The sequence below is a fragment of the Campylobacter concisus genome (assembly GCF_002913045.1).
GTDB lineage: Bacteria > Campylobacterota > Campylobacteria > Campylobacterales > Campylobacteraceae > Campylobacter_A > Campylobacter_A concisus_AP.
This window is the reverse complement of record NZ_PPAF01000004.1, coordinates 135,031-159,208: the sequence shown is the minus strand read 5'-3', so window position 1 is coordinate 159,208 and position 24,178 is coordinate 135,031. Positions and strand designations below refer to the sequence as shown.

The 24,178-nt window shown below is 36.3% G+C and carries 19 protein-coding genes, 1 other RNA gene and 1 pseudogene; 10 read left to right on the top strand and 11 right to left on the bottom strand.

Annotated elements, in window-relative coordinates; translation table 11 throughout:
- Window positions 1–11 precede the first annotated feature (11 nt).
- The 3 genes from CYP43_RS00825 to pyrE form a co-directional block, all read right to left on the bottom strand.
- Complete coding sequence (locus CYP43_RS00825) at window positions 12–1,439, bottom strand: c-type heme family protein (RefSeq protein WP_103582147.1); 1,428 nt, start codon at window positions 1,437–1,439, stop codon at window positions 12–14.
- Window positions 1,429–2,118, bottom strand: a complete 690-nt coding sequence (locus CYP43_RS00820; RefSeq protein WP_103582146.1) for a response regulator transcription factor — start codon at window positions 2,116–2,118, stop codon at window positions 1,429–1,431. The genes CYP43_RS00825 and CYP43_RS00820 overlap by 11 nt, the downstream gene beginning before the upstream one ends.
- 244 nt (window positions 2,119–2,362) lie before the next feature.
- The gene (gene pyrE, locus CYP43_RS00815) at window positions 2,363–2,971 is read right to left on the bottom strand and encodes an orotate phosphoribosyltransferase (protein ID WP_103582145.1); all 609 of its coding nucleotides are present in this window, start codon (window positions 2,969–2,971) and stop codon (window positions 2,363–2,365) included.
- A 119-nt stretch (window positions 2,972–3,090) separates the two neighbouring features.
- Between pyrE and CYP43_RS00810 the strand changes: the two genes are divergently transcribed.
- From CYP43_RS00810 to thyX, 3 genes are all read left to right on the top strand, one after another.
- Entirely contained in the window at window positions 3,091–4,458 is a 1,368-nt protein-coding gene (locus CYP43_RS00810) for a Na+/H+ antiporter NhaC family protein (protein WP_103582144.1), read from the top strand.
- Window positions 4,459–4,579: 121 nt separating this feature from the next.
- The gene (flgE, locus tag CYP43_RS00805) at window positions 4,580–7,051 is read left to right on the top strand and encodes a flagellar hook protein FlgE (RefSeq protein ID WP_103582143.1); all 2,472 of its coding nucleotides are present in this window, start codon (window positions 4,580–4,582) and stop codon (window positions 7,049–7,051) included.
- A 118-nt stretch (window positions 7,052–7,169) separates the two neighbouring features.
- Complete coding sequence (gene thyX / locus CYP43_RS00800; RefSeq protein ID WP_103582142.1) at window positions 7,170–7,799, top strand: FAD-dependent thymidylate synthase; 630 nt, start codon at window positions 7,170–7,172, stop codon at window positions 7,797–7,799.
- Window positions 7,800–7,851: 52 nt separating this feature from the next.
- Here the strand turns inward: thyX and CYP43_RS00795 are convergent, their stop codons facing one another.
- The 4 genes from CYP43_RS00795 to ruvC form a co-directional block, all read right to left on the bottom strand.
- The gene (locus tag CYP43_RS00795; protein ID WP_103582141.1) at window positions 7,852–8,958 is read right to left on the bottom strand and encodes a DNA adenine methylase; all 1,107 of its coding nucleotides are present in this window, start codon (window positions 8,956–8,958) and stop codon (window positions 7,852–7,854) included.
- 1 nt (window position 8,959) lies between these two features.
- Window positions 8,960–9,475: an S-ribosylhomocysteine lyase gene (gene luxS / locus CYP43_RS00790; RefSeq protein WP_072595298.1), complete on the bottom strand. Its 516-nt coding sequence runs from the start codon at window positions 9,473–9,475 to the stop codon at window positions 8,960–8,962.
- A gap of 134 nt (window positions 9,476–9,609) precedes the next feature.
- Window positions 9,610–10,299 carry an MOSC domain-containing protein gene (locus CYP43_RS00785; protein ID WP_103582140.1) on the bottom strand — a complete coding sequence of 230 codons (690 nt, stop codon included), beginning with the start codon at window positions 10,297–10,299 and terminating at the stop codon, window positions 9,610–9,612.
- 17 nt (window positions 10,300–10,316) lie between these two features.
- Window positions 10,317–10,796 carry a crossover junction endodeoxyribonuclease RuvC gene (ruvC, locus tag CYP43_RS00780; RefSeq protein WP_180998622.1) on the bottom strand — a complete coding sequence of 160 codons (480 nt, stop codon included), beginning with the start codon at window positions 10,794–10,796 and terminating at the stop codon, window positions 10,317–10,319.
- Window positions 10,797–10,918: 122 nt separating this feature from the next.
- Here ruvC and dnaA point away from each other — a divergent pair, with 122 nt between their 5' ends.
- The 5 genes from dnaA (at window position 10,919) to CYP43_RS00755 (ending at window position 17,708) form a co-directional block, all read left to right on the top strand.
- Window positions 10,919–12,229 (top strand): chromosomal replication initiator protein DnaA, encoded by a 1,311-nt coding sequence (gene dnaA, locus CYP43_RS00775; protein ID WP_054195855.1) that lies wholly within the window; start codon window positions 10,919–10,921, stop codon window positions 12,227–12,229.
- Between the two features lie 153 nt (window positions 12,230–12,382).
- Window positions 12,383–13,450: a DNA polymerase III subunit beta gene (dnaN, locus tag CYP43_RS00770; protein ID WP_103582138.1), complete on the top strand. Its 1,068-nt coding sequence runs from the start codon at window positions 12,383–12,385 to the stop codon at window positions 13,448–13,450.
- Window positions 13,451–13,465: 15 nt separating this feature from the next.
- On the top strand, window positions 13,466–15,775 hold the full coding sequence (gene gyrB / locus CYP43_RS00765) for a DNA topoisomerase (ATP-hydrolyzing) subunit B (RefSeq protein ID WP_103582137.1): 2,310 nt from the start codon (window positions 13,466–13,468) through the stop codon (window positions 15,773–15,775).
- A gap of 53 nt (window positions 15,776–15,828) precedes the next feature.
- Window positions 15,829–16,473 carry a preQ(1) synthase gene (gene queF / locus CYP43_RS00760; protein ID WP_258032111.1) on the top strand — a complete coding sequence of 215 codons (645 nt, stop codon included), beginning with the start codon at window positions 15,829–15,831 and terminating at the stop codon, window positions 16,471–16,473.
- The gene (locus tag CYP43_RS00755) at window positions 16,473–17,708 is read left to right on the top strand and encodes an HD domain-containing protein (protein ID WP_103582136.1); all 1,236 of its coding nucleotides are present in this window, start codon (window positions 16,473–16,475) and stop codon (window positions 17,706–17,708) included. The genes queF and CYP43_RS00755 overlap by 1 nt, the downstream gene beginning before the upstream one ends.
- Here CYP43_RS00755 and ffs read toward each other — a convergent pair.
- Window positions 17,695–17,792: signal recognition particle sRNA small type (gene ffs / locus CYP43_RS00750), an RNA gene on the bottom strand. The genes CYP43_RS00755 and ffs overlap by 14 nt on opposite strands.
- 112 nt (window positions 17,793–17,904) lie before the next feature.
- On the opposite strand from ffs, the gene CYP43_RS00745 reads away from it, so the two are divergent.
- On the top strand, window positions 17,905–18,330 hold the full coding sequence (locus CYP43_RS00745) for a hypothetical protein (RefSeq protein WP_072595304.1): 426 nt from the start codon (window positions 17,905–17,907) through the stop codon (window positions 18,328–18,330).
- 45 nt (window positions 18,331–18,375) lie between these two features.
- Here the strand turns inward: CYP43_RS00745 and CYP43_RS00740 are convergent, their stop codons facing one another.
- The 3 genes and pseudogenes from CYP43_RS00740 to CYP43_RS09830 all read right to left on the bottom strand — a co-directional run.
- Entirely contained in the window at window positions 18,376–19,977 is a 1,602-nt protein-coding gene (locus CYP43_RS00740) for a flagellar hook protein FlgE (RefSeq protein ID WP_180998616.1), read from the bottom strand.
- A 5-nt stretch (window positions 19,978–19,982) separates the two neighbouring features.
- On the bottom strand, window positions 19,983–20,690 hold the full coding sequence (locus CYP43_RS00735; protein ID WP_021090228.1) for a flagellar basal body rod modification protein: 708 nt from the start codon (window positions 20,688–20,690) through the stop codon (window positions 19,983–19,985).
- 8 nt (window positions 20,691–20,698) lie between these two features.
- Window positions 20,699–21,085 (bottom strand): annotated as a pseudogene (locus CYP43_RS09830) (flagellar hook-length control protein FliK); the annotation flags it as partial.
- A gap of 1,166 nt (window positions 21,086–22,251) precedes the next feature.
- Between CYP43_RS09830 and typA the strand changes: the two are divergent.
- Window positions 22,252–24,054, top strand: a complete 1,803-nt coding sequence (gene typA, locus CYP43_RS00725) for a translational GTPase TypA (RefSeq protein ID WP_103582134.1) — start codon at window positions 22,252–22,254, stop codon at window positions 24,052–24,054.
- Window positions 24,055–24,178: the final 124 nt, after the last annotated feature.

Here is a 24,178-nt window from a genome sequence, read left to right as displayed (position 1 = left end):
ATTTTAATAAATTATAAATTTTCGAAACTAATTGTAAATGTAATACTATTTTCATCTACGTTTCTAGCAAAGATTAGGGCGTTATTTTTGCTAGCGATTAGCCGGCTCATATATAGACCAAGCCCGCTGCCAGACTCTTTTGTGCTAAAGTGTGGCTCAAAGATAACTTTTAAAAACGAAGCCTTTATCGCTCCCGCATTATTTTGAACGCATAAATTTTTACGATTATCTTTTATAAAAGTATAAATTTTTATTACTCTTGGCTTTACATAGCTTTGTTTAAATGCATCTTTTGCGTTATTTATAATATTTATTAAAATTTGGATTATTTCATTAAAATTTGCAAAAATCGTAAAATTTTCTCTTATATCGATCTCTATTTCGATTTGATATTTCTTAAGTGAGGCGTTTAGAATTTTTATAGTCTGATTTACTACTTCCTCTACACTAAACTCCCTTTTTAAAGTATTTGGCTTAAAAAAGTTTTTAAAATCATCAACCGTTTCAGACATAAAATTTATCTGTTTGCTAGTCTCTTCTATAAACTCATAAATTTTTGCTTCATCAAGCTTTTTTCGCTCCTGATAGAGTTCTAAATTTATTAAAGCTGAGCTGATTTGAGCTAAAGGCTGCTTCCACTGATGTGAGATATTGCCTATCATCTCGCCCATTGAGGCTAGGCGACTTTGATGTATCATTAGCTGTTCGGTCTGTCTTTTGCTCTCTTCGCCACGCCTATGCATCTTATAAACAAGTAGCAAAAATATCCCAAATACAAAGGCTATCGCGCTCATTATGATTACAACCTCTTTTAAATGGTAAGAAAAAATAGCACGTAGTGGGATTTTAAAAGATAGCATTGCCATCATCTCACTTGCTTCAGAAATTTTTCCATTTGAAATTTCATAACGATCCAACATCTGTTTTGGAGCACTTTCGCTATTGTGACAGGCTAGGCAAGATGTATTTTGACTTTTTATAGGAAGCCCTACAAAAAATTGTGAGCCGTTTTCATCTTTTATAATCTTTGAAAACTCACTAAATTTATTCTCTTTGAAGCCTCTTAATACCTGCGCTTCAAATTCATTTGGCTCATGAGCTTTATTTAAAGGTGCCATAGCGACTAGCTTGTAGTCAAAGTCAAGATTGTATTTTTTCTTTTGGATATTATAAATTTCACGGCTTATATATGAAGATGAGAGCAGTCTCTCATCAAAAAAATCCTCTTTTATAATGCCATCACGCTTTAGCTGCTCTATCAATGGACGCTGAACGCCTGCAATGTACTCTCTTACAGAATTTATACTCTCAAGCACATAATATGCCTCTTTTTTGGCATCTTTCATTGCAAGATTATTATAAAAATTTAAAACAAGTGCGGATATTAAGAGATAAACAAAGATAAAAACACTAACGATTAGCTGAAATTTATATTTCACAAAGGTAACCTACGCCGTATAAATTTTTAATCACATCTTTGCCAAGCTTCCTTCTAAGCTCTTTTACGATCGTCTTTATCGCCTCTTTGCTTGGCTGCTCATACTCCCAAATATAATCAAAAATTTGTTCATAAGTTATAGTTTGATTTTTGTTGTTTAAAAAATACTCCAAAAGCCTGCTTTCGCTCTTACTTAGATGAGAAATTTCACCATTTATATAAAGTACTTTTTTACCAAAATCGTATTCTAATTCATCATTTAGTCTAAGAGTCGGCTTACGTCCAACAAGCTCTAAAGCAACGTCTTCTAGGGCTTTTATAAATGACTTTTTATCATATGGCTTTGCAAGATACCTTGTGATCTTTAGCTCAACTGCTCTCCACAAATACTCTTGCTCGACGTGGCTTGATAAGATCACGATAGGAATTTTTTGATTTATAGTTCTTACTTTTTTAGCGATCTCTAGGCCATCGATGTTTGGCACGCTTATATCAAGCACCAAAGCATCATAAGTATCGCTCATCGCTAGCTCAAGTGCATCATAGCCATCTGTTACGCCATTTACCTCGGCAAAAAATAGTTCCAAAGACGCACAAATATTTTTTAAAATCGCCTCTTCATCTTCAAGGCAAAGGACCTTTTTATTTGATAAAACGTCTAAAATATCATATTCTTGCATAGCTTCATCTCGCTTTTTGAGCAGATATTATCACTTGGTAGCTTAAAAAATAAGATTATCTAAAAAATAATTCATACCAATATAAAAAACAGATTACTTTTAAAAATTAAACTATAAATTTTTGTTGAAATGATTTGAAGCCTTGATTAAAATTTTCTATGAATACTATTTTTGGATTTTTCTAAAAATTTTAGCTATCGATCAATTTTAAAAAAGAAAGATAGCTATATTTATAGTATAAATTTTAGTTGCCTCTGCTTCCAGGTTTGATTGCTTTGCTTCCATTTTTACAAAGTGGGCAATGCTCAGGCTCATAAATTTCAAACTCAAAATTTCCTAAAGCAAAAAATGGCTTATCGCTTGGCAGTTTTGCATTTGGCTTAGCTTCATTGTCTAAATTTACAACCTTACAAAAGCCACGGTTTGCAAGCGCTGCAAAGCCAACTACCTCACCACCAAGGCTCTCTATCACGTGCGCTGCTTCAAGTGCTGATCCGCCAGTCGTGATAATGTCCTCACAAACGATAAATTTCTCGCCTTTTTTCACTTCAAATCCACGCCTTAAGCTCATCACTCTATCAACTCGCTCTGTAAATATAAAACGCTTCTTTGCTGCGCGAGCTAGCTCATAGCCAGCTAAAATTCCTCCAAGTGCAGGTGAGCAAACGCTATCAAATTTAATGCCAAATTTCTCTATCACACGGGCAAGCTCATAAGCTAGCTTTCCAGCCAAAGCTGGGTCTTCAAGCACCTTTGCGCTTTGGAGATAAAACTGCGAGTGATTGCCGCTGCTTAGTAAAAAATGCCCCTCTAAATATGCTCCAGCCTCTTTATAAATTTTCTCTAAATCCATCGTTTTTTCCTTTTAAAATTTACTCAAAATCTTAACACAAGCCCACTTAAGCCACTCTTTTTAAAATTTAATAAGCCACACATTTGTATAATCTCTCAACACTCACAAAAAGGACGCTCATGCTTATATTTAACCCTGTTGTTTTTAGCATTTTGGTAATGACGATACTTTGTCTATTGCGTTTTAACATTTTGCTTTCTATCCTTATCTCTGCTCTTGTTGCGGGAGTAATGTATAAGCATGGATTTAGTGGATTTGAAAGTGGCATTGCAGGTGGGATAGATAGCCTCTTTACAGCCCTAAAAGAGACTACACAAAGCCTCATAAGCGGTATGCAAGGCAATCTTGAAACATCGCTTAGTTATATTTTGCTTGGTGCTTTAGCAGCCGCCATCGCAAATACAAATTTAACTGCTATCTTGATAAATGCTTTGAGTAAATTCCTTAGCTCAAATAAAGTGATTTTTACACTAACCATCGCATTTATAGCGTGCTTATCTCAAAATTTAATCCCAGTTCACATAGCTTTTATACCTATTTTGATTCCACCACTTCTTGCTATTATGAACAAAATGGGGATAGATAGACGTGCCGTGGCTTGTGCTTTGACATTTGGTCTTCAAGCACCTTATGTAAGCCTTAGCGTTGGCTTTGGTCTACTTTTTCACAATATCCTAAAAAAAGAGTTAGCAAATAACGGCATAACCACATCTATTTCTGATATCTCTTCTGTTATGTGGATAGGCGGTGCTTCGATGCTTATTGGACTTATCCTTGCCATACTTTTTTATGGTAAAAAAAGAGTTTATAAAACTTCAAAATTTGAAAAAGAAGAGCTTGATGAGATCGAGCGCGCAAAAAGCCTTGAGATGACTAAAAAAGAGTGGGCGGTTTTAGCTGGTGCAGTTGTGGCTTTTGGTGTGCAAATTTATACTGAGCTGCTACCTCTTGGCGCACTACTTGGACTTTTGGTTATGGTCGTTTTTGGCGGTATCGAATACAAAAAAGTAGATAAGATCATGGACAATGGCCTTGCTATGATGGGATTTATCGCATTTATCATGCTAGTTGCTGCAGGTTATGGCACTATCTTAAGAGAGAGTGGCGGTATTGATGAGCTAGTAAAATACGCTAGCTTGGTATCTGGCGGCAAGATAGGTGGAGCATTTTTGATGCTTCTTATCGGACTTCTTGTAACGATGGGTATAGGCACTAGCTTTGGTACGATACCTATTTTAGCTTCTATTTATGTGCCACTATGCGTTAGCCTTGGTTTTGGCGTACCAGCCATCATCTTGTTAGTTGGTATAGCTGCAGCTCTAGGAGATGCTGGAAGTCCTGCAAGCGATAGCACACTTGGGCCAACAAGCGGTCTAAATGCTGATGGTGAACACAACCACATATATGATACTTGTGTACCTACATTTGTATTTTTCAATATACCACTTATCATCGGTGGCATCGTTGGAGCTATGATACTTGGATAAAATTTGGCGTTAATTACGCCAAATTTCTTTTTATTTTTTCTACTTTTTATCAATATAAATTTTTGGAACATCTTTTGCTTTTGAAAAATATAAAAATTTAAAATGCAAAAAGGATAAGTCAATGATGAGATCACTTTGGTCTGGTGTTTCAGGCCTACAAGCCCACCAGATAGCCATGGACGTAGAAGGCAACAATATCGCAAACGTTAATACTTATGGTTATAAATACAACCGTGCAAATTTTGCTGATATACTAAGCCAAACTCCAAGAGTCGCTACTGCTCCACAAGGTCAGCTAGGCGGTCAAAATGCTATGCAAATAGGTCTAGGAACGACTATAAACTCAACTACAAGAATTTTCTCACAAGGCACACTAACATCTACTGATAAGCAAACAGACCTTGCACTTCAAGGAAATGGTTTCTTTGTCGTATCTCCAGATGGTGGAACAACAAGATACTATACAAGAAATGGTGACTTTGTCCGTGATAAAGCTGGAAATTTTGTAAACAATAGTGGTTATATCGTTCAAGGCTGGACAAGAGATGAAGAGACTGGCACTATCGACTCAACTGGACCGATAAAAAATATTGTGATCAAAGAGGGTCTTACCACTCCAGCAAGAGCGACAACAGAAGTAAAGATAAAAGGTAACCTTGACTCAGGCAATACCATAGGACAAAGAAGCACGCCTATTTATTCACTAGACTCTGTTGCTGGCGGACGTGACTATAACAATGACGGAATTTTAGATCCAAACGAAGTCCATAACGAAAATGATGTAAATAATGATCAGTTTTATACAAACTCAAGAAAAGAACAAAGCTTAACAGAGCGTGGTGTAGATCTAGGTGTTACATTTGATGAGCTTGGAAATGGTCTTGCTTTAAGAGATGGACAAGGTATCTGGGTGAGCTATGCAAATGCTAAAACTGAAAAATTTACTATAGGTAGTGGATCACCAAATAATGTTGGTTCACTTACTAATGGAACTGCAAAAAAATTAAATATAACATTAAATGGTGTAAATATAACCGGAGATGTAACAAACATAAGTGATGTTGCTGCTGCTATCAATGCTCAGTACAATAAAACTGGTGTTAGAGCTGAAATTTCAGAAGGTAATAAACTAACACTTATAAATAGAAATAATTCAGGTACTACAAAAGAGACAAAAAATATTCACTTAACTGTCAATACTGGTGATGAATTAGTAGCAGCAACGACAGCAATGGGAGTGGCAAATGGCGGTTTAAAAAATCGAGATATTATTACAGCTTATCAATATGTCTATACGAGCTCGCAAACAACAGCAGTTCACGAATACAATGATGCGAAAGAAAGGCAAGTAACTACAACAGAAGATCTTCGTGCTGCTATGCAAAAAGATGCAAGAAGTTACGTTGACTATAATGGCGACGGTCAAATAAGAGTAAACTCAGCTGTACCTAATGCTATAAAAAAAGCAACAGAAGCTCATAATACAACTCCGGGTACTGGTGGAGCAGCTATAGCTGATACAACATGCCAAACAGCTTATAATAATGCTTATAACGCTGCAGCTGGTACTCCAGATGACAAGCACGCAGCTGGTATCGCAGCACTTAAAAAACTTGCTGATGATTTAAATGATGGTACAAAGATCACTGTAAATAAACTAGGTCAATTTCAACTAGAAAATCCATCAAATGAAGTAGCAGATCATGCACTTTATATGACAACAACTGGTCTTACAAAGCCAGCTCAAGGTACAAATAATTCAGCTGTAAATGAAAATGTTAGACTTACAACTATTATGAAAGCACTTGATGGCGCACTAAGTCCGGGCCAAGCTTTAAGAGCAAGTGGAAAGATGATGATGTCAAGCCACGGCTCAACGGCAGAAATTTTTGACTCACTTGGCTCAAAACACACAGTTAGTATCAAATGGACAAAAACGGGCACTACAACAGATGGAGGAACTGAGTGGAGCATGGTTATACAAGTACCAGAGCCAGCTAAGATAAACTACACAGGCGAAGGTCCAGATAACGTTATAACTGGAACAGCTAGATTTAACGCAAATGGCTCACTTGCAAGTTTTCACCCAGCAACGATAACATTTTCAGCCAACAACGGCTCACAAAGTGGTCAAAACATTAGCTTAAATTTTGGTCTTGGAACTGACTTTAATGGCTTAACAAGCTTTGATAAAGACTCATCAACTGAGTCAATCTCGCAAGATGGCTACACAGGCGGCACTCTAAATGGCATAAAAATAGATGAGACTGGAACGATAATAGGCTCATTTTCAAATGGTCAAAGCTTTGGCCTAGCTAAAGTAGCACTTGCTACCTTTACAAATAACGAAGGTCTTCAAAGCGAGGGCGGAAATGTCTTTTCACAAACCGCAAACTCAGGCGAAGCAGTTATCGGTGCAGCTGGCACAGGCGATAAGGGAACGATCGCGGCTTCAAAACTTGAAGCTAGTAACGTCGATCTAAGCCGTGCGCTAACAGATCTTATCGTAATCCAAAGAGGTTTCCAAGCAAACTCAAAAACGATCACAACAAGCGATGAGATGCTAAATACGCTTCTTCAATTAAAACAATAATAACTAAGACTTTTACAAAAGGGAGCATTTGTCTCCCTTTAAAATTTACGCTTTAAATTTACAAATAAAATCAGCCTTATTTTTGTAAAATGTTAAAAAATTTTACAAAAGAGAAAAAATGCAAGTAACACTACTAAATCACACTCCACTAAATATTTGCTCTCACGCTATTCGCACATGCTGGCAAAGCTTTGACAAAGGCGATAACGGCGGCGAAAAAGATGTTGAGCTAATAGATAGAGTAGGCAATAAATTTAAGCATGCCTCGACCTTAGAGCACCTATACTATAACTTCTACATCCAAGGTATCTCTCGTGCGCTACTTCAAGAGCTAGCTCGTCACCGTTTGGCAAGTCTAAGCGTCAAATCAACTCGCTACACACTAAAAGAGCTAAAAAAAGAGGAAAAATTTGAAGTAGGGCAATTTGAGCGTGCGGCTAAATTTATCGTACTAACAAATGACGAACTAGTCGATAACGCAAGTATAAAAGCACTTGAAAATTTACGTGAAATTTTAGCCTCAACTACAAAAAGCCTTGACATCGTAAAATACTGCCTGCCAGAGTGCTACAAAACCGAGCTTACATGGAGCATAAATGCTAGAAGCTTGCAAAATTTCATCTCTTTAAGAAGCTCAAAATCAGCCCTTTGGGAGATAAGAAATTTAGCAAATGCCATCTATGATGCCTTGCCTGATGAGCATAAATTTATCTTTGAAAAATGCTTGCCAGAAGATGAGCAAAACTAACATTTACGTTAGTGCGGTTTGTGATTTAGAAGTGATGAAATGAGCGCTAAATTTACTTTTTTAAAACGTAAAGAAGCTCGTCTACGTGGATGTTTCTAGCTTTTAAATTTCTGCTGCCACGGTAGGCGTTATACTTTTGGCGCAATAGTTGAACTTTGCCCATTTTATTTAGGTTTTGATCAAATTCATCTTGGTTGATAAAACCCTCTGAGTTAAACGAAATGAGTACAAATTTTGCCTTTAAATTTGCTATCAACTCGAAAAATGCCTCACTTGCTGACGATTTTTTATTAAAAACTGATCTGTTCCAGTCTTTTGCGATGCCTGAAACTTTTGAAATTTTACTTGGTTCAGTGTTGCTTGCGATGAGATTTAGCATGAAGTAGTTTGAGCCGTATGGATGCTGGTTATATGGCGGATCAAGATAGACTAGATCAAGGTCGTCAAGCTCTTTTGCGAGTAAATTTGCGTCCTTTTGATAGACCTCAAATGGCACACTAAAATTTGAAAAAATTGGCTTAGTCAAATTTATATCGGAAGTTATCCTTGATATGGCATTTTGTCCCCTGCCACCAAACTGGCCAATGCCCTCTTTATTTTTATGAAAACCTTTAAAAATTCCACTTGTATTTGCATGCACGCTTGCATTATAAAGAAGTGGAGCTATGAAAAATTTCCTCATTTCAGCTGGCACTAACTCGTCTATAAGTTTTCTTGTAGTATCAATAAAAATGGCATTTTTTCTAGTATAAAAAACTCTCTCGCCCTCGGTAATATTTTTATCATCTTGTGGCGAATAAAGTCTTGTAATAAAGCCAGGTATTAGGTTGTTTTCTATCTCTTTCTTAAGCTTTTTTTGCCAAAAATTTATCTCATTTTTTAGATCATTTGTGGCGTTTTGCAGGTAGCATGAGTTTGTGATAAAGCTGTAAAGTTCCAAGTCATTTGCAACTAGAAATTCGCTATTTTGCTTTAAAAACCTAGCCACCACGCCACTTCCGCTAAAGAGGTCGCAGCAGCTAAGTTTTTCTTTTTTAAGCTCGTCTTTTGCGTATTTTATGCCTAGATCTATAAAGCCTAAAAGAGAGCGTTTGTTACCAAGATAGGTTAAAATTTGCTCTTTTAGATAGGCTTGATTTTCTTGTTTTACTGGCTTCAAATCAGTGCTTTTTTAGTCCCATAGCATCAACGTCGAGCTTGATCTCATCGTTATTTATGATGACTAAGCCAAGATCAAGAATTTTCTTTGCTATGGCGTGTGCTTCATCAAGTGAGTGCATCTTGTAAGTACCGCATTGAAATTTATTTAGCTCTGGGATTTTATCTTGGTCTTTGACTTCTAAAATATCTTTCATAGAGGCTAACCATGCCTTTTTTACGGCTTCTTCGCTAGGCGTACCGATCACGCTCATATAAAAGCCAGTTCTACAGCCCATCGGTGAGATGTCGATGATCTCTACGCCGTTACCATTTAGATGGTTTCTCATAAAGCCAGCAAAGAGGTGTTCTAATGTATGAGTACCTTTTTCTGGCAAAATTTCTTCATTTGGCTTGCAAAATCTCAAGTCAAAAACACTGATATCATCGCCTTTTGGAGTTTTCATACTTTTTGCTAGTCTTACTCCTGGGGCTTGCATTTTTACATGATCTACACAAAAACTATCAAGTAATGGCATATCTTCTCCTTTAAATTTTTGGTAATTCTAGCGTAAAAAATGTTTAAAATTTAAAGGCTCATACAAAATTTCAGATAAACCTTGTAATATCTGAATGTTTGTGAGTATTAAAATAACAAAACTTTTACTTACTATTATAAATTTCTCATATATTCCGTACTATAAATACCTTGAATACGTCTTTCCATGTCACCATACCAACTTTTTGGAAGAGTGGTAAGAGAATTAAATTTCTCTAGTAAATTTAAATTTTTACTTGGAGCGCAAAAAAGTCTATTTACTTCTAAAATGCTCATATGAACTGGATCTTTTTCTATAACTTCTATCACGTCGCCCACTTTGCAAGATCCTGGTGTTATTACGCGGTAGTACCAGCCAGTTAAGCCAGTTTCAAAGATGTGAGTAGCCATATTTTCATTGCCCCATCTTTTTGAGAGCTTAAAGCATGGTTTTCTAGGCTGCGAGACTTGAAGCACAAGCGAGCCAATCTTATGGATATCACCCACATAAACGCAGCTCTCATCAAGCCCATCAACACATAAATTCTCCCCCATAGCTCCATAAGCCATATTTTTTAATCCTAAAAAACTCTCCCAATCAGCGTAATTTGCAAATGAATTTGCAAAAACTGCCTTTTCAGGGCCACCATGGTGTTTTGTATCAGCGACACTATCACCCTTAAAGCCAAGCTCATTTGCAAAAATTTCGCCATTTTGAACTACTTTAAAAATAGCTGAGCTCCATGGTGTATTTAGCTTATTAGTAGCACTTTGCGAGCCATAATTTTTCACCTCACCAATTAGTAATGCTTTTACTATTGCCATCTTTTTCCTATCAAAATTTAGCTTATTTTTAAATTATTTGCGTGAGTTAGCGCGATCGCGATCGCATCGGTGATATCGAGCGGTTTTATCTCTTTATTTATACCTAAAATTTTCTTCACCATAAACGCTACTTGCTCTTTATCAGCTTTGGCCTTGCCAGTGACAGTTTTTTTCACCTGAAGTGGCGTATACTCGGCAAAATCACCATGAAGCTGTAAAATTTTAAGGCTAAGTGCTCCTCGAAACTGAGCGAGCTTTAAAACCGTTTTTGGGTTGTAGGCAAAAAATATATCTTCGATCGCGACCTCGTCAAATTTATGATTTTTAAAGATGAGATCAAGCCCCTCGCAAAGCTCGGTAATCTGATACTGAAGTGTGTTTGGTTTTATTTTTATGAGTCCTGCTTCAAGAAGAGTAGTTTTAAATTTATTTTTTTCAAGTATTGCATAACCACAATTCTTCGTACCTGGGTCGATTCCTAAAATTTTCATCACTATCTTTTCAATACTTTTTCACGACTTTTTCACGATGTGAAAAAGTTTGTCGGAGTTTAACAAAGGTTTTATTAAAATTAAGATAGTATCACTATAAAAATTCTCAAAATTTAAGGCATAAAAATTTGATAGCAGACGAAATTTTAGAAAATCTTTCAACACAAATTTCACCTGAAGAATACCAAAGTTATATCAAGCAATTAAAATTTAACGAAAAGGCTTCAGACGATCATATTATCGTATTTACTGCACCAAATGAGTTAATGGCTAAATTTATAAATACAAGATACGCTGATAAAATCGCTCACCTATATGAAGTTAGAACAGGCATAAAACCAAATATAGAAATTTCATCTACTAAAAGTAGTAAGGTATCAAAACAAAATCAAATAAATGTTAAGCAGATAAAAACACAAAGTAGCATTTTAAATCCAAGCTACACATTTGAAAATTTTGTCTGTGGTGCTTCAAATCAATACGCATTTTTAAGCGCAAAAGCAGCCGCTGAAAAACCTGGCGTACTTTATAATCCACTTTTTATCTATGGCACGACGGGACTTGGCAAGACTCACTTACTCCAGTCAGTCGGAAATCACTGCCTAAATAAAGGAAAAACCGTTATTTGCGTAACTAGCGAACAATTTATGATAGATTTTACCAGTCATATAAATAACCACTCAATGCCAAAATTTCGTGAAAAATATAGAAACTGCGATGTTTTACTAATAGACGATGTGCAGTTTCTTGGTAAAACTGATAAAATCCAAGAGGAATTTTTCAACACATACAATGAACTTTTAGCAAAAAATGGTCAAATAGTTATGACTTCAGATCGACCTCCAAAGACACTAAAAGGCTTTGAGGATAGGATGATTTCAAGATTTGATAAGGCTTTTATGGCTGATATTACGCCGCCTGAACTTGATACAAAGATAGCTATCATCATCAAAAAATGCGAATTTGATAAAATCGATCTAAATAAAGAGGTCATAAACTACATAGCTACAAATATGGGAGATAATATCCGTGAGATAGAAGGAGCTATCATAAATTTAAACGTATTTAAAACTCTTATGAAAGAAGAGATTACACTTGATCTTGCAAAAAGTATATTAAAAGATTTAATTAAAGAAAAACGTGAAAATATAAATTTTGATACTATCGTTGAAATAGTTAGTAAAGAGCTAAATATCAAACAAAGTGATATAAAAAGCAAATCAAGAGTTACAAATATTGTAGAAGCAAGACGAATCATCATATATCTTGCAAAGATGCTTACAACAAACTCAATGCCACAAATTGCAAACTATTTTGGTATGAAAGATCACAGTGCAGTTAGCCATAATATTAAAAAGATAAATGAACTAATACAAACTAATGAAATTTTTAGTCTAAAAGTTACTGAATTAAAAAACAAAATTTTGACAAAAGGATAAAATACAATATGAAATTTGTGAATAAATGTGAAAAAGAAAATATAATTTTTCACATTTCAAATAGCTGTATTTCGGTGTTGAAAAGCACTTTTCACTTTTTAACATCACCTACTAAAACAAAAAATTAAATTTAAAAATAGAAGGAAGTTTTTAATGAAAGTTTTAATAAACAAAAATATGCTTGAAAGCATAGTAACAAATACAAACCCATATCTTGAAAAAAGAGATCTTAGTGCTATAACTTCTCACATTTATATCTCAGCAAAAGATGGGGTTTTAAATATAAAAGCAACTGATCATGAGATAGGATTAGCATATAAGTTAAGTAATGTAAAAATTGTTGATCAAGGTTATGCAACTGCAAATGGTAAAAAACTACTTGACATTATAAAAAGTCTAAAAGACGAAGAAGTGATGTTGGAAACTGTAAATAACTATCTTTATATAAAACAAAAAAACTCAAAATACAAACTTCCAATGTATAAATTTGAAGATTTTCCAGAATTTCCAACGATTGAGGGTAAATCAAAATTTGATGTTGATGCTGTTATGTTAGGAAGAAGTTTAAAGAAAATTTTACCAAGTATTGATAGTAATAACCCAAAATTTGAACTAAATGGTGCATTCCTTGATATTAAACAAGACTTTATAAATATAGTCGGCACTGACACAAGAAGACTTAGTGTATTTAAATTTCAAACACCAACTGAAAAAGAATTTTCACTTATAATCCCTAAAAAAGCTATCAATGAAATACAAAAACTATTTTTTGACAAGATAGAAATTTACTATGATGAGAATATCTTAATCGCTCAAAGCCAAAATTTTGAGTTTTTCACAAAACTTATAAATGGTAAATTTCCAGACTATGAGCGTGTTATACCAAAAGAGGTAAGAAAAAGACTTCAGCTAAGTAGAGATAAAATGATAGAGGGTATAAAAACTATCTCAATGCTAAGTGATACAATGAAAATAACTTTTTCAAAAGACAATATAACATTTGAAAGTGTTATAGAAGATAACTCTGAAGCAAAAACTATGATTGATTATCAAACTGGCTTAGAAGATGAATTCTTTATAGGCATAAAAAATAGATACTTGCTTGATTTCTTAACTAGTATCGAAGATGAAAATTTTGAGCTTGGTTTTAATGAAAGCTCGTTGGCATTTGTTGTAAGTTCAAAGGAGCTAACAACAGTGATAATGCCAATAAATTTATAATATAAGGTCTAGGTTATGGAAAATAATTACGGCGCAGAAAATATTAAAGTACTAAAAGGACTTGAGGCAGTTAGAAAACGCCCAGGCATGTATATAGGTGATACTAACATAAGTGGTCTTCACCATATGATATACGAAGTCGTTGATAACTCTATCGACGAAGCGATGGCAGGATACTGCGATACGATAGACGTTGAGCTTACACGCGAGGGCTCGGCGATCATTAGTGATAATGGCCGTGGTATCCCAGTAGATATGCACCCGACTGAAAAAATTTCAGCTGCGACTGTTGTTTTGACAGTGCTTCACGCTGGTGGTAAATTTGATAAGGATACATATAAGGTCTCTGGCGGTCTTCACGGTGTTGGTGTATCTGTTGTAAATGCTCTTTCTAAAAAACTAGTCGTAAATATTAAACGTGATGGTAAACTTCATAGACAAGAATTTGCAAAAGGTATCCCACAAAGTGATCTTGAAGTTATAAAAACTACAAACCGAACAGGTACGCAAGTTGAGTTTTGGCCAGATGATAGCATATTTGAAGTGACTGAATTTGATGATGAAATTTTAGTAAAAAGATTTCGTGAGCTAGCCTATCTAAATCCAAAGATAACTATAAATTTCAAAGATCAAAGAAATGGCAGAAGTGAGAGTTTTCATTTTGAGGGTGGACTTGAGAGCTTTGTAACTGATATGAACAAGGCAAATCCTGTTAGCAAAGCTGTCTCATTTAGCGGCGGCGAAGATGACGTTATGGTTGATTTTGCGCTGCTTTATAACGATACTTATAGTGAAAATTTACTAAGTTTTGTAAATAACATCAAAACTCCAGACGGCGGTACTCACGAGGCTGGCTTTAGAGCGGGTCTTACAAGAGTTATCACAAACTACGTTCAAGCAAATGCTGCTGCACGTGAAAAAGATACAAAGATAACTGGTGAAGATATCCGCGAGGGACTTATCGCAGTTGTTAGTGTAAAAGTGCCAGAGCCGCAGTTTGAGGGACAAACAAAGGGCAAACTAGGCTCAAGCTACGTAAAACCTATCGTTCAAAAGATGGTTTTTGACGTGCTTACAAAGTATTTTGAAGAAAATCCTATCGAAGCAAGAGCGATAATGGATAAAGCTCTAATGGCAGCTCGTGGTAGAGAAGCCGCTAAAAAAGCAAGGGATCTAACTCGCAAAAAAGAGAGCATGAGCGTAGGCACACTACCTGGCAAACTAGCTGATTGTCAAAGCAAAGATCCAGTAATTAGCGAGCTATATCTAGTGGAGGGCGACTCTGCGGGCGGTTCTGCAAAGCAGGGACGTGATAGAGTTTTTCAAGCGATATTGCCACTTAAAGGTAAAATTCTAAACGTTGAAAAGGCAAGACTGGATAAAATTTTAAAATCTGATGAGATAAAAAATATGATAACAGCGCTAGGCTGCGGTATTGGAGATGAATTTGACGCTGATAAGCTTAGATATCATAAGATCATCATCATGACCGACGCCGATGTCGATGGTAGCCATATCCAGACGCTGCTTTTAACTTTCTTCTTTAGATTTTTAAATAAAGTTGTAGAAAACGGCCACATTTACCTAGCTCAGCCGCCACTTTACCGCTATAAAAAAGGTAAGAAGGAAATTTATCTAAAAGATGAAAAGGCACTAAACGAATTTCTTATCGAAACTGGCATCGAGGGAGTTGATATAGAGGGTATCGGAAGTGCGGATCTAATTGATTTCTTAAAGATCGTTGCAGCTTATAGAAGCGTCTTAAAAGAGCTTGAAAAACGCTTTAACGTCCTTTCAGCGATCCGCTATATGATAGAAAATCCAGACATCGTCTCAAAAAGCTACAATGAAATTTTTGAAATTTTAAGAGACTTCTTAAAAGCTGAGGGTCACAACATCCTAAACCACTACGTTAGCGAAGATGAGGTTAGAATTTATGTGCAAACTGAAAGCGGCCTAGAAGAGCTTGTGGTAAATGAAAATTTATTTACAAATCCACTTTACGAAGAGGCACTTTATATCAGCCAAAAGATAAAAGAGCGTGGCCTAGACTTGCATAGTGACGTTATAGACGTGCTTGATGAAGTAGAAAAAAATGCGAAAAAAGGTGCATATATCCAGCGCTATAAAGGTCTTGGTGAGATGAATCCTGAGCAGCTTTGGGAGACAACTATGAACCCTGAGAATAGAAGACTTTTAAAGATCGATATAAACGACGCTATAAGTGCTTCTGACACGTTTAATCTCTTTATGGGCGATGAGGTCGAGCCAAGAAGAAACTACATCCAAGACCACGCAAAAGACGTTAAACACTTAGATATTTAAAAGGTGATCAAATTTAAATTTGATCTAATTAGCAAAAAAATAAAGGATAAAAAATGAGCGAAGAGCTAGAGATGAAGTATGGTGAGAAAATTTTGAAAGAATTTGACGTAGAGAGTGACCTTGAGGTCTGGGAAAATAAGCAAACAAGGGACTATGTCATAAAGATCACTCTGCCTGAGTTTTGCTGCCTTTGCCCTCGCTCTGGTTATCCTGACTTTGCGACAATATACCTTGAGTATATCCCAAACAAGCTAGTTGTAGAGCTAAAAGCGATAAAGCTTTATATAAATAGCTTTATGAACCGCAACATCAGCCACGAAGATAGTATAAATGAAATTTACTCTGTTTTAGAGAAAAAACTAGAGCCAAAATTTATGAAGATAGTTGGCGACTTTAACCCACGTGGAAATGTCCATACAGTTATCGAGATCAGCTCTGATCTAGTAGTGAAAAAGCCAGTTGAAGAGAAAGAATTTACTCCAAGAACTAGAGAGAGAAGTAGCTTTAGTGACAGAGCTCCACGCGAAAGACGTAGCACAAGCGATCGTGGTAGCAGTAGAGGCACTGGTAGCAGAGGTAGCAAAGATGATAAATTTAAAAAAGATGACAAACCAAGAAGAAGCTCAAACAAAGAGGGCTTTAGAAAAATAAGCTACGCCGATGATAAGAAGCCAAAAGTAGTCAAAAAGGATAAATAATGATAAGTGCTAAGCTTATAGAACATATCTTTAAAGCAGCATCTATATCACGTTGGAACGACTATCCAAAGATGGCAAATTTAGTCGAGCTTGATAAGCAGGCTCATAAATTTATCATCGCTTATTTCATAGCAAAACAAGAACAAGACGCCGATATGAACTATATCATTGAGGCTGGAATTTTTGAGTTTTTAAGTAGGGTCGTAGTCACAGACATACGTCCAGACGTCTTTCATCACATACAAAAGACAAAAAAAGAGCAGATAAATAGCTGGGTTTTAAGTAATCTTGATAGCCTTATTTCAGATATTGAAGATGGGGAGTTTTTAGAGAGATTTAAAAGTTATTTTAAAAGTAATAAAAAGCATGAAAAAGAGCGTCTCATTCTAAAAGCAGCCAGCTATCTTGCCACGAGGTGGGAATTTTCAATCGTCTATCAAACGAGCCAGTTTTTAAGCGACATCGATGAGCTTAAAGCTAAGGTTGAAGAGGAGATGGAGGATTATTATGAGCTAATTGGCGTTAGAAAGATCGCTATGAATCAAAAATTAGCCCGCCTTGTTGATCTAAGTGGCAGGCTAAGGTTTCAAAAGCGCTGGGCACAAACGCCTCGTATCCCTGAAACTGCAGTCTTAGGGCATATGCTAGTAGTTGCAATACTTAGCTATTTTTATTCACTCAAAGCAAAAGCTTGCAAAAAACGCCTAGAAAATAACTTCTTTTGTGCACTATTTCACGACCTGCCAGAGAGTCTTACAAGAGATATAATAAGCCCTGTAAAATACGGCGTAAAGGGGCTAAATGAGATCATCAGCGAGTATGAGATGAGGCTTATTGATGAGAGGATTTTGCCATTTGTACCCGAAAAGATCAAAGATGAGTTTAGCTACATCCTTGGCATCAGAAAAGATGGTGAGAAATTTATAAAAGATGAGTTTGAAAATAGAACTTATGAGCGTAAAATCATCTGCCACGAAGGGACTATGGAAAACGTAAATGAGGATAAATTTAACCCGATCGACGGCAAAGCGCTAAAATACTGCGACAAGCTCTCAGCCTACATCGAAGCTGGAATTTCCATAAGCTACGGCGTCAAGTCAAAAGAGCTAACTGACGGCTTTAATAATATGTATAAATTTTTTAGCGAAAAACCTAAGATCGATGGAGTGGATTTTTTAGAAATTTGCGATGATTTTAATGAGCATTTTGGTTTAGAAAGACCCCCTCTCAGATAACTGCGGCACACACTTAATACAAGTGCTCTGCTGTGTTCCCACCCTGAAGCGGTGCTCATAAAAAGCATTGCACAGGTCTAAGAAGGAGCTTCGCAATCATACAAAAACTATACTTAAATTTAGTTTTATAGTTACATTTTTAAAAATTTAGCTTTAAAAGTATATAATCAGCCAAAATTTCATAAAAAGTAGAGTAATGTCTGGAAAGTTTAAACTTCGTTTTTTATCAGCTTTTAGAGATTTTTTTATCTATCATCACAAATCTTTAGAGTTTCGTGCCAAAATTTTTGCCGCTATGATCTCTGCTAAATTTGACCCAGACGAAGATGATTTTTTTGTTTTAAATGACATTACAAATGAAATTTATGAAAATGACCAAACCAGAAAAGACTTTTTGATCCAAACTGTTAAAGAGTATGTAGCAAGAGTTAAAAGAAACGATAGGATCACACTTGATGCACTACTTTTAAGTATTGATAAAGATCTAAAAGATCACAAAAGATACGCCAAAAAGATAGATTTTTCTCACCTTCGTCGATTGATGAGTGGCTGCGAGGAAGAAATTTTAGTTCAGCAAAGAGTTTATGAGTTTTTAATAAACGAAGTTAAACTCTATTCTTAAGATTATCATTCATTTTAAATTTTTAATCATCAACTAGCATAAAAATTATTTCTTCATCTGAATAGCAGTTTGGATCATCTCATCACTTGTTGTGATACTTTTTGCACTAGCCTCATAAGCCTTTTGCGTGACTATAACCTCACTTAGCGCTTGACCAAGATCGACATTACTCATTTCAAGTTTATTTGCAAGAATTTGTGAGCCATAAATGGTCTCACCAGCTTTATTTTTATAAAAAAATGCTTCACCTGAATTTGGAGTTGCTTCATAGAGATTATCGCCCACTTTTGATACGCCTTGCTCATTTTGGAAGTGATATAGAGCTATTTTTGCAACTATAAATGAACGAGAATTGTCAAAATTTGCCATGATATTACCACGGTCATCGACGCTATATTTTGTGAGATTTCCCTCGGCATAGCCATCTGCTTTTATGACAAAGTCTTTTTTTGAATTGGCTGAGCTTGTTATACCATTATAGACATTCGCATCTCCATCGCCAAGAAAATTTAAAGCCACGTTTCCAACGCTTGTTAATGTATTTGTAACAAGTCTGCCACTACCATCAAAAGTAAGTATTCCCATAGCTGTATTTTGCACAACACCATTAGCATCAGTTATCGTAGCTATGGCATTCCATGTAGTTTGATTGCCACCTTGAGGGATTTGCTTTGTAAAATTTATAGTTACTAAGCTCTTTGTACCATCACTGTTATATATCTCTGAGCTTAGTTTTTCTTTATTAGCTACTTCAACTAGTGATGTAACTTCGGCTTTTACATCTAAGCTAGCAAAATCCATAAATTTTAGGCTTTTATTGTTTATATGCCAGCTGCCATCGCTCTCTAGTGTAGTCGAAAACTCACTAAATTTACCATCACCGTCTTTTACTTTTACTACCACGCTGTCACCTGCTTTTGTACCAAAGTTCGTCTGACTTAGTGGGATTTGTCCATTTAGTGAGATAGTTTTGTTTGTATTATCAAGTGTATAGTTAAAATTTGCCGCATCAATGGCTGTTGTTCGCTTATCTGTTATAAGGCTTGAGTCTAGGTTACCTTTTAAATTTATATTTTTTGTTTGCTTGGCTGGCATATATAAAAAATGAGGTAAATTTATGCCTTTTTGTGAGCCAGTATCGCCTAGTTTTAGATCCTCTTCTTTTGCAGTAAATGCCTGCGTGGTACCTTTTGTTTGACCATATTTTCTAAGAGCATTAGCACTTGGGGTGACTGGAGTAAAACTTGTTAATGTACCAAGAAGCAAGTTGCCTTTATTATCTACTAAATTTCCAGCCCCATCTATATCGAAGCTACCTGTTCTTGTGTAGTAGTTTTTACCATTTTTATCAACGACACCAAAAAAGCCTTTACCGCCTATGGCTAGGTCGAAGTTATTATCGGTATTTTGAAAACTACCATTTGCCATTTTTAAAGCTGTCGTTTGTTTTGTAGCTCCAAGACCTACTTGATTGTTAGTTGGACCACTTCCAGCAGAAGCCATATGTTGATTGATTAAATTTTTAAACTCAGGGATTGAAGCTTTAAAACCTACGTTGTTGATATTTGAGATATTATTTGCCCAAACATCCATGCCAAAGCTTTGTGTTTTGATGCCACTAATTCCGTTGTAAAAACCTCTCATCATGGCTTTTATCCTTCGTAAAATTCAGATATTTTATCCATTGGGACATATTCGCCTGCGATTTTTATCATGGCTTTGCCGTCTACAAATTTTACTGCCTCAACCGGATAGCTACCTACTTGAGTCTTGTATGAATTACCATCTTTTCCAGTGTAATTAACAGAAACTGTATATGCGCCGTTTGGTAATTGTTTTCCAGAATCATCTTTACCATCCCAAGATATTCTGCGGACTCCTGATTTTAGATCTTTTATATCAATTGAACGAACGACCTCTCCATTTGCATTTTTAATTTCGAGCTTACCATTTGCAAGATCTGATTTAAAATAAAGTGCAAAATTTACAGTTTTTTGCTCATCTGTTAGTAAAACTGAGTTTGAACCAGTTGAGACCATTTTGCCAAGAGCTGATATGGCGTAGGCATTTGCATTTGATTTTAATTGATTTACAAGCTCTTTCATAGCTGAGTTTGTATTTTGTTGCATCTCTAGTGAAGCTAGCTGGCTAGTTTGCGTAAGCATCTTTTCAGTATCCATAGGGCTTGTTGGATCTTGATACTGAAGCTCTGTTAAAAGTAGCTTCATAAATGCATCTTTATCTAGCTGCGCATTTGGGTTAGTTCCTGTGCCAGCTGCTGCATCTTGCTTTGCTTTTGCCTTTTTCTCGGCGTTTTTTTGTTGAGTTGTTTGTGTAGTTATATCTGAAACTGAAGCCATAATCTCTCCTAAATATATCTTGGTATTACTAGCTCAAGCAAGCTTTGTTCCGCTTGAGCGTTTTCGCTCTCATCGCTTTGATTTGAGCTATATTTATTCTTTGCTTGTTCTTTTTTATCTTGTCTTTGATTTTGATCTGAGAAATTCATCTCAAGCTCGGTAAATCCCATATTTACAAGGCTATTTTTAAACTCGGCTTGATTTTGCAAAAAGAGATTCATCGTAGCCGTGGTTGAGTTAAAATTTACATGCAAGTTGTTGCCACGATTTACCATAGTGATCTCAACCTCGCCTAAATTTAGTGGATTAAGCGTTATGTTAAAACGAGTGATCGGAGCTTTGTAATTTTGCACCTGCTCTTTTAATGTAGAAGAGAAGTTACTAAGTGTCTCTTTTATCTCAGCCTTTGTTTGAAGCTGGTGTTTGGCGCTACTAGCGATATCTTTTATCATTTGATTTAGCTCTGATTTATTATCACTACTAAATGTCTCTTTGCTCTCTAAATTCTCATTTTTTTGCTGTTCTCTTTCAGGGAAGAGTAGCGACTCAAGAGTTGGAGCTTTTTGCGCCTTTTGCTCGTGTAAATTTACCTTTACTTTAGGCTGCTCCTCTGGCTCAACATCCATTATCTCATCATCAAGCTTTACTTCACTATCTAGCTTTTTAGGCTCTTCTTTCACTAAATTTTTAGCTTCATTAGTTGGATTTGCCACTACCTCTTTTAACAAAGTATCAAGCTTTACGACCTCTTTTGGTTTATTTTTGATAATGGTTTGCTCGACCTCATTTTTTAGCTCTTTTAGGTAAAAAGGCTTCTCTTCAGTTTTTATAGGTGTGAAAAATTCTTGCTTGCCTAAATTTTTAAACATCTCGTTTAGTTTTGGCACATCTTCATTTGAAATTTCTATATTTTCAAGGCCAAGGTCAAATTTCTTAGCAAGGTCGATAAGATCGCTAACGCTTTTAACGTTGCTAAGCTCTTCGACGTTTTGGGGCACACTTAAGAAATTTGCTATTTTGTCGCTGAAATTTGGAAATTTACTTACCTTTTCATTGCCATTTAGAATTTCTAAAACTTGTAAAAGCTGCATGAAATTTGCATTTTCATAGAGCTCATTTTTTGTATTTTCGTCCAAATTTTCTTCAAGTGCAGTTGAAATTTTTGCCACGCTTTCGCTTTGTACTTTTTGCAGTGTCTCTTTTTGAGTGGTAACCGTTTTTACTATCTCTTTAACATCTTTTTCAGTGATTTTTTGGCCGCTATTTGCCTTACTCGCAGCTGCATCTAAAACCATCGACAAAAATTCGCCGTTGTTTTGAGATTTTTTAGAAACAGAGTGCTTTTTACCTCCAGCAGGAGCCAGCAAATCTACGTTATTTTTCGCTGTATAAGCTTGCATTTAAACCTTTCAAATTTTTAAACTTAATGTCAAGCATGCAAAATCTATTCCAAAAATTAATTTCTTGATATCAGCTTAAAATTTATAAAAATTTGGCTATAATCTGCCCCTATTTTAAAACTGACAAACGAAAAATAGCAAACTAATAAACGGAGAAAAATTTGGAAAAGATACGAAATATAGCCGTTATCGCACACGTCGACCACGGTAAAACAACAATGGTTGATGAGCTTTTGAAACAGTCAGGAACATTTAACGAGCATCAAAACCTTGGCGAGCGTGTAATGGATAGTAACGACATCGAAAGAGAGCGTGGCATCACGATTCTTTCTAAAAATACTGCTATTCGCTACAAAGATACAAAGATCAACATCATTGACACCCCAGGCCACGCCGACTTTGGTGGTGAGGTAGAGCGTGTTCTTAAGATGGTTGATGGCGTTTTGCTACTTGTCGATGCGCAAGAGGGCGTTATGCCGCAAACTAAATTCGTCGTCAAAAAGGCACTCTCACTAGGACTTCGCCCAATCGTTGTCGTAAATAAGATCGATAAGCCAGCAGGCGATCCAGACCGCGTTATAAATGAAATTTTTGACCTTTTTGTCGCACTTGACGCAAATGATGAGCAGCTAGAATTTCCAGTCGTTTATGCCGCTGCTAAAAATGGCTACGCAAAGCTAAAACTAAGCGATGAAAATGTAAATATGCAGCCACTTTTTGAGACTATCCTAGCTCACGTACCAGCTCCAAGCGGCAGCGACGAGAACCCACTTCAGCTTCAAGTTTTCACGCTTGATTATGATAACTACGTCGGCAAGATCGGTATTGCAAGAATTTTTAACGGTAAGATATCAAAAAATCAAAATGTCATGCTCGCAAAGGCTGATGGTACAAAGACAACTGGTAGAATTTCAAAGTTAATTGGCTTTATGGGTCTTGAAAGAACCGATATTAACGAAGCTGGTACTGGCGACATCGTAGCGATCGCTGGCTTTGATGCGCTTGACGTTGGCGATAGCGTCGTTGATCCAAACAATCCTCATCCGCTTGATCCTCTCCACATCGAAGAGCCGACACTTAGCGTTGTATTTTCTGTAAATGACGGCCCATTAGCAGGCACTGAGGGCAAACACGTCACATCAAATAAGATCGATGAACGCCTTGCAAACGAGATGAAGACAAATATCGCGATGAAATACGAAAACATCGGCGAGGGTAAATTTAAAGTAAGTGGCCGTGGTGAGCTTCAGATTACTATTTTGGCTGAAAATATGCGCCGTGAGGGCTATGAGTTTTTACTTGGCAGACCTGAGGTTATTGTAAAAGAGATAAACGGCGTAAAATGCGAGCCATACGAGCTTTTAGTGATCGATGCGCCTGATGATACGACAGGCACAGTCATAGAAAAACTAGGCAAAAGAAAGGCTGAAATGGTCTCTATGAACCCAACAGGCGACGGCCAAACAAGGATCGAGTTTGAGATCCCAGCGCGCGGACTTATCGGCTTTAGAAGCCAGTTTTTGACTGATACAAAAGGCGAGGGCGTTATGAACCACAGCTTTTTGGAGTTTAGACCACTAAGTGGCGCCGTCGAGCACAGAACAAACGGCGCGCTAGTTTCTATGGAAAACGGCGTAACGCTTGCTTATTCGCTATTTAACTTACAAGATCGTGGCGTGCTATTTCTTGATCCACAAGCAAAAGTCTATGTGGGTATGATCATCGGCGAGCACAGCCGTCCAAACGACCTTGACGTAAATCCTATCAAGGGCAAAAACCTAACAAACGTGCGTGCTAGCGGTAGCGACGATGCGATCAAGCTTGTGCCACCTAGAAAGCTAAGCCTTGAGCGCGCGCTAGAGTGGATAGAAGATGACGAGCTAGTCGAGGTTACGCCTATAAATATTCGCGTTCGCAAGCGCTATTTAGATCCAACAGAACGCAAAAGAAAAGCAAAACTCTAATCAAAATTTATCATCTAGCCCCTTTGTAAAGGGGCTAATAATTAAACTCTAAAAACAGCAAAAAATTTACATAAATTTCTCATACTTTTTTGCATTATTTATTTAAGTTGGCTTTGTTTAAGAC

Excerpts from the sequence above, each read along its gene's own strand:
- CYP43_RS00820 (WP_103582146.1), bottom strand. The coding sequence starts at position 2,118 with ATGCAAGAATATGATATTTTAGACGTTTTATCAAATAAAAAGGTCCTT.
- pyrE (WP_103582145.1), bottom strand. The coding sequence starts at position 2,971 with ATGGATTTAGAGAAAATTTATAAAGAGGCTGGAGCATATTTAGAGGGG.
- CYP43_RS00810 (WP_103582144.1), top strand. The coding sequence starts at position 3,091 with ATGCTTATATTTAACCCTGTTGTTTTTAGCATTTTGGTAATGACGATA.
- flgE (WP_103582143.1), top strand. The coding sequence starts at position 4,580 with ATGATGAGATCACTTTGGTCTGGTGTTTCAGGCCTACAAGCCCACCAG.
- thyX (WP_103582142.1), top strand. The coding sequence starts at position 7,170 with ATGCAAGTAACACTACTAAATCACACTCCACTAAATATTTGCTCTCAC.
- luxS (WP_072595298.1), bottom strand. The coding sequence starts at position 9,475 with ATGCCATTACTTGATAGTTTTTGTGTAGATCATGTAAAAATGCAAGCC.
- CYP43_RS00785 (WP_103582140.1), bottom strand. The coding sequence starts at position 10,299 with ATGGCAATAGTAAAAGCATTACTAATTGGTGAGGTGAAAAATTATGGC.
- dnaN (WP_103582138.1), top strand. The coding sequence starts at position 12,383 with ATGAAAGTTTTAATAAACAAAAATATGCTTGAAAGCATAGTAACAAAT.
- gyrB (WP_103582137.1), top strand. The coding sequence starts at position 13,466 with ATGGAAAATAATTACGGCGCAGAAAATATTAAAGTACTAAAAGGACTT.
- queF (WP_258032111.1), top strand. The coding sequence starts at position 15,829 with ATGAGCGAAGAGCTAGAGATGAAGTATGGTGAGAAAATTTTGAAAGAA.
- CYP43_RS00755 (WP_103582136.1), top strand. The coding sequence starts at position 16,473 with ATGATAAGTGCTAAGCTTATAGAACATATCTTTAAAGCAGCATCTATA.
- CYP43_RS00745 (WP_072595304.1), top strand. The coding sequence starts at position 17,905 with ATGTCTGGAAAGTTTAAACTTCGTTTTTTATCAGCTTTTAGAGATTTT.
- CYP43_RS00740 (WP_180998616.1), bottom strand. The coding sequence starts at position 19,977 with ATGATGAGAGGTTTTTACAACGGAATTAGTGGCATCAAAACACAAAGC.
- CYP43_RS00735 (WP_021090228.1), bottom strand. The coding sequence starts at position 20,690 with ATGGCTTCAGTTTCAGATATAACTACACAAACAACTCAACAAAAAAAC.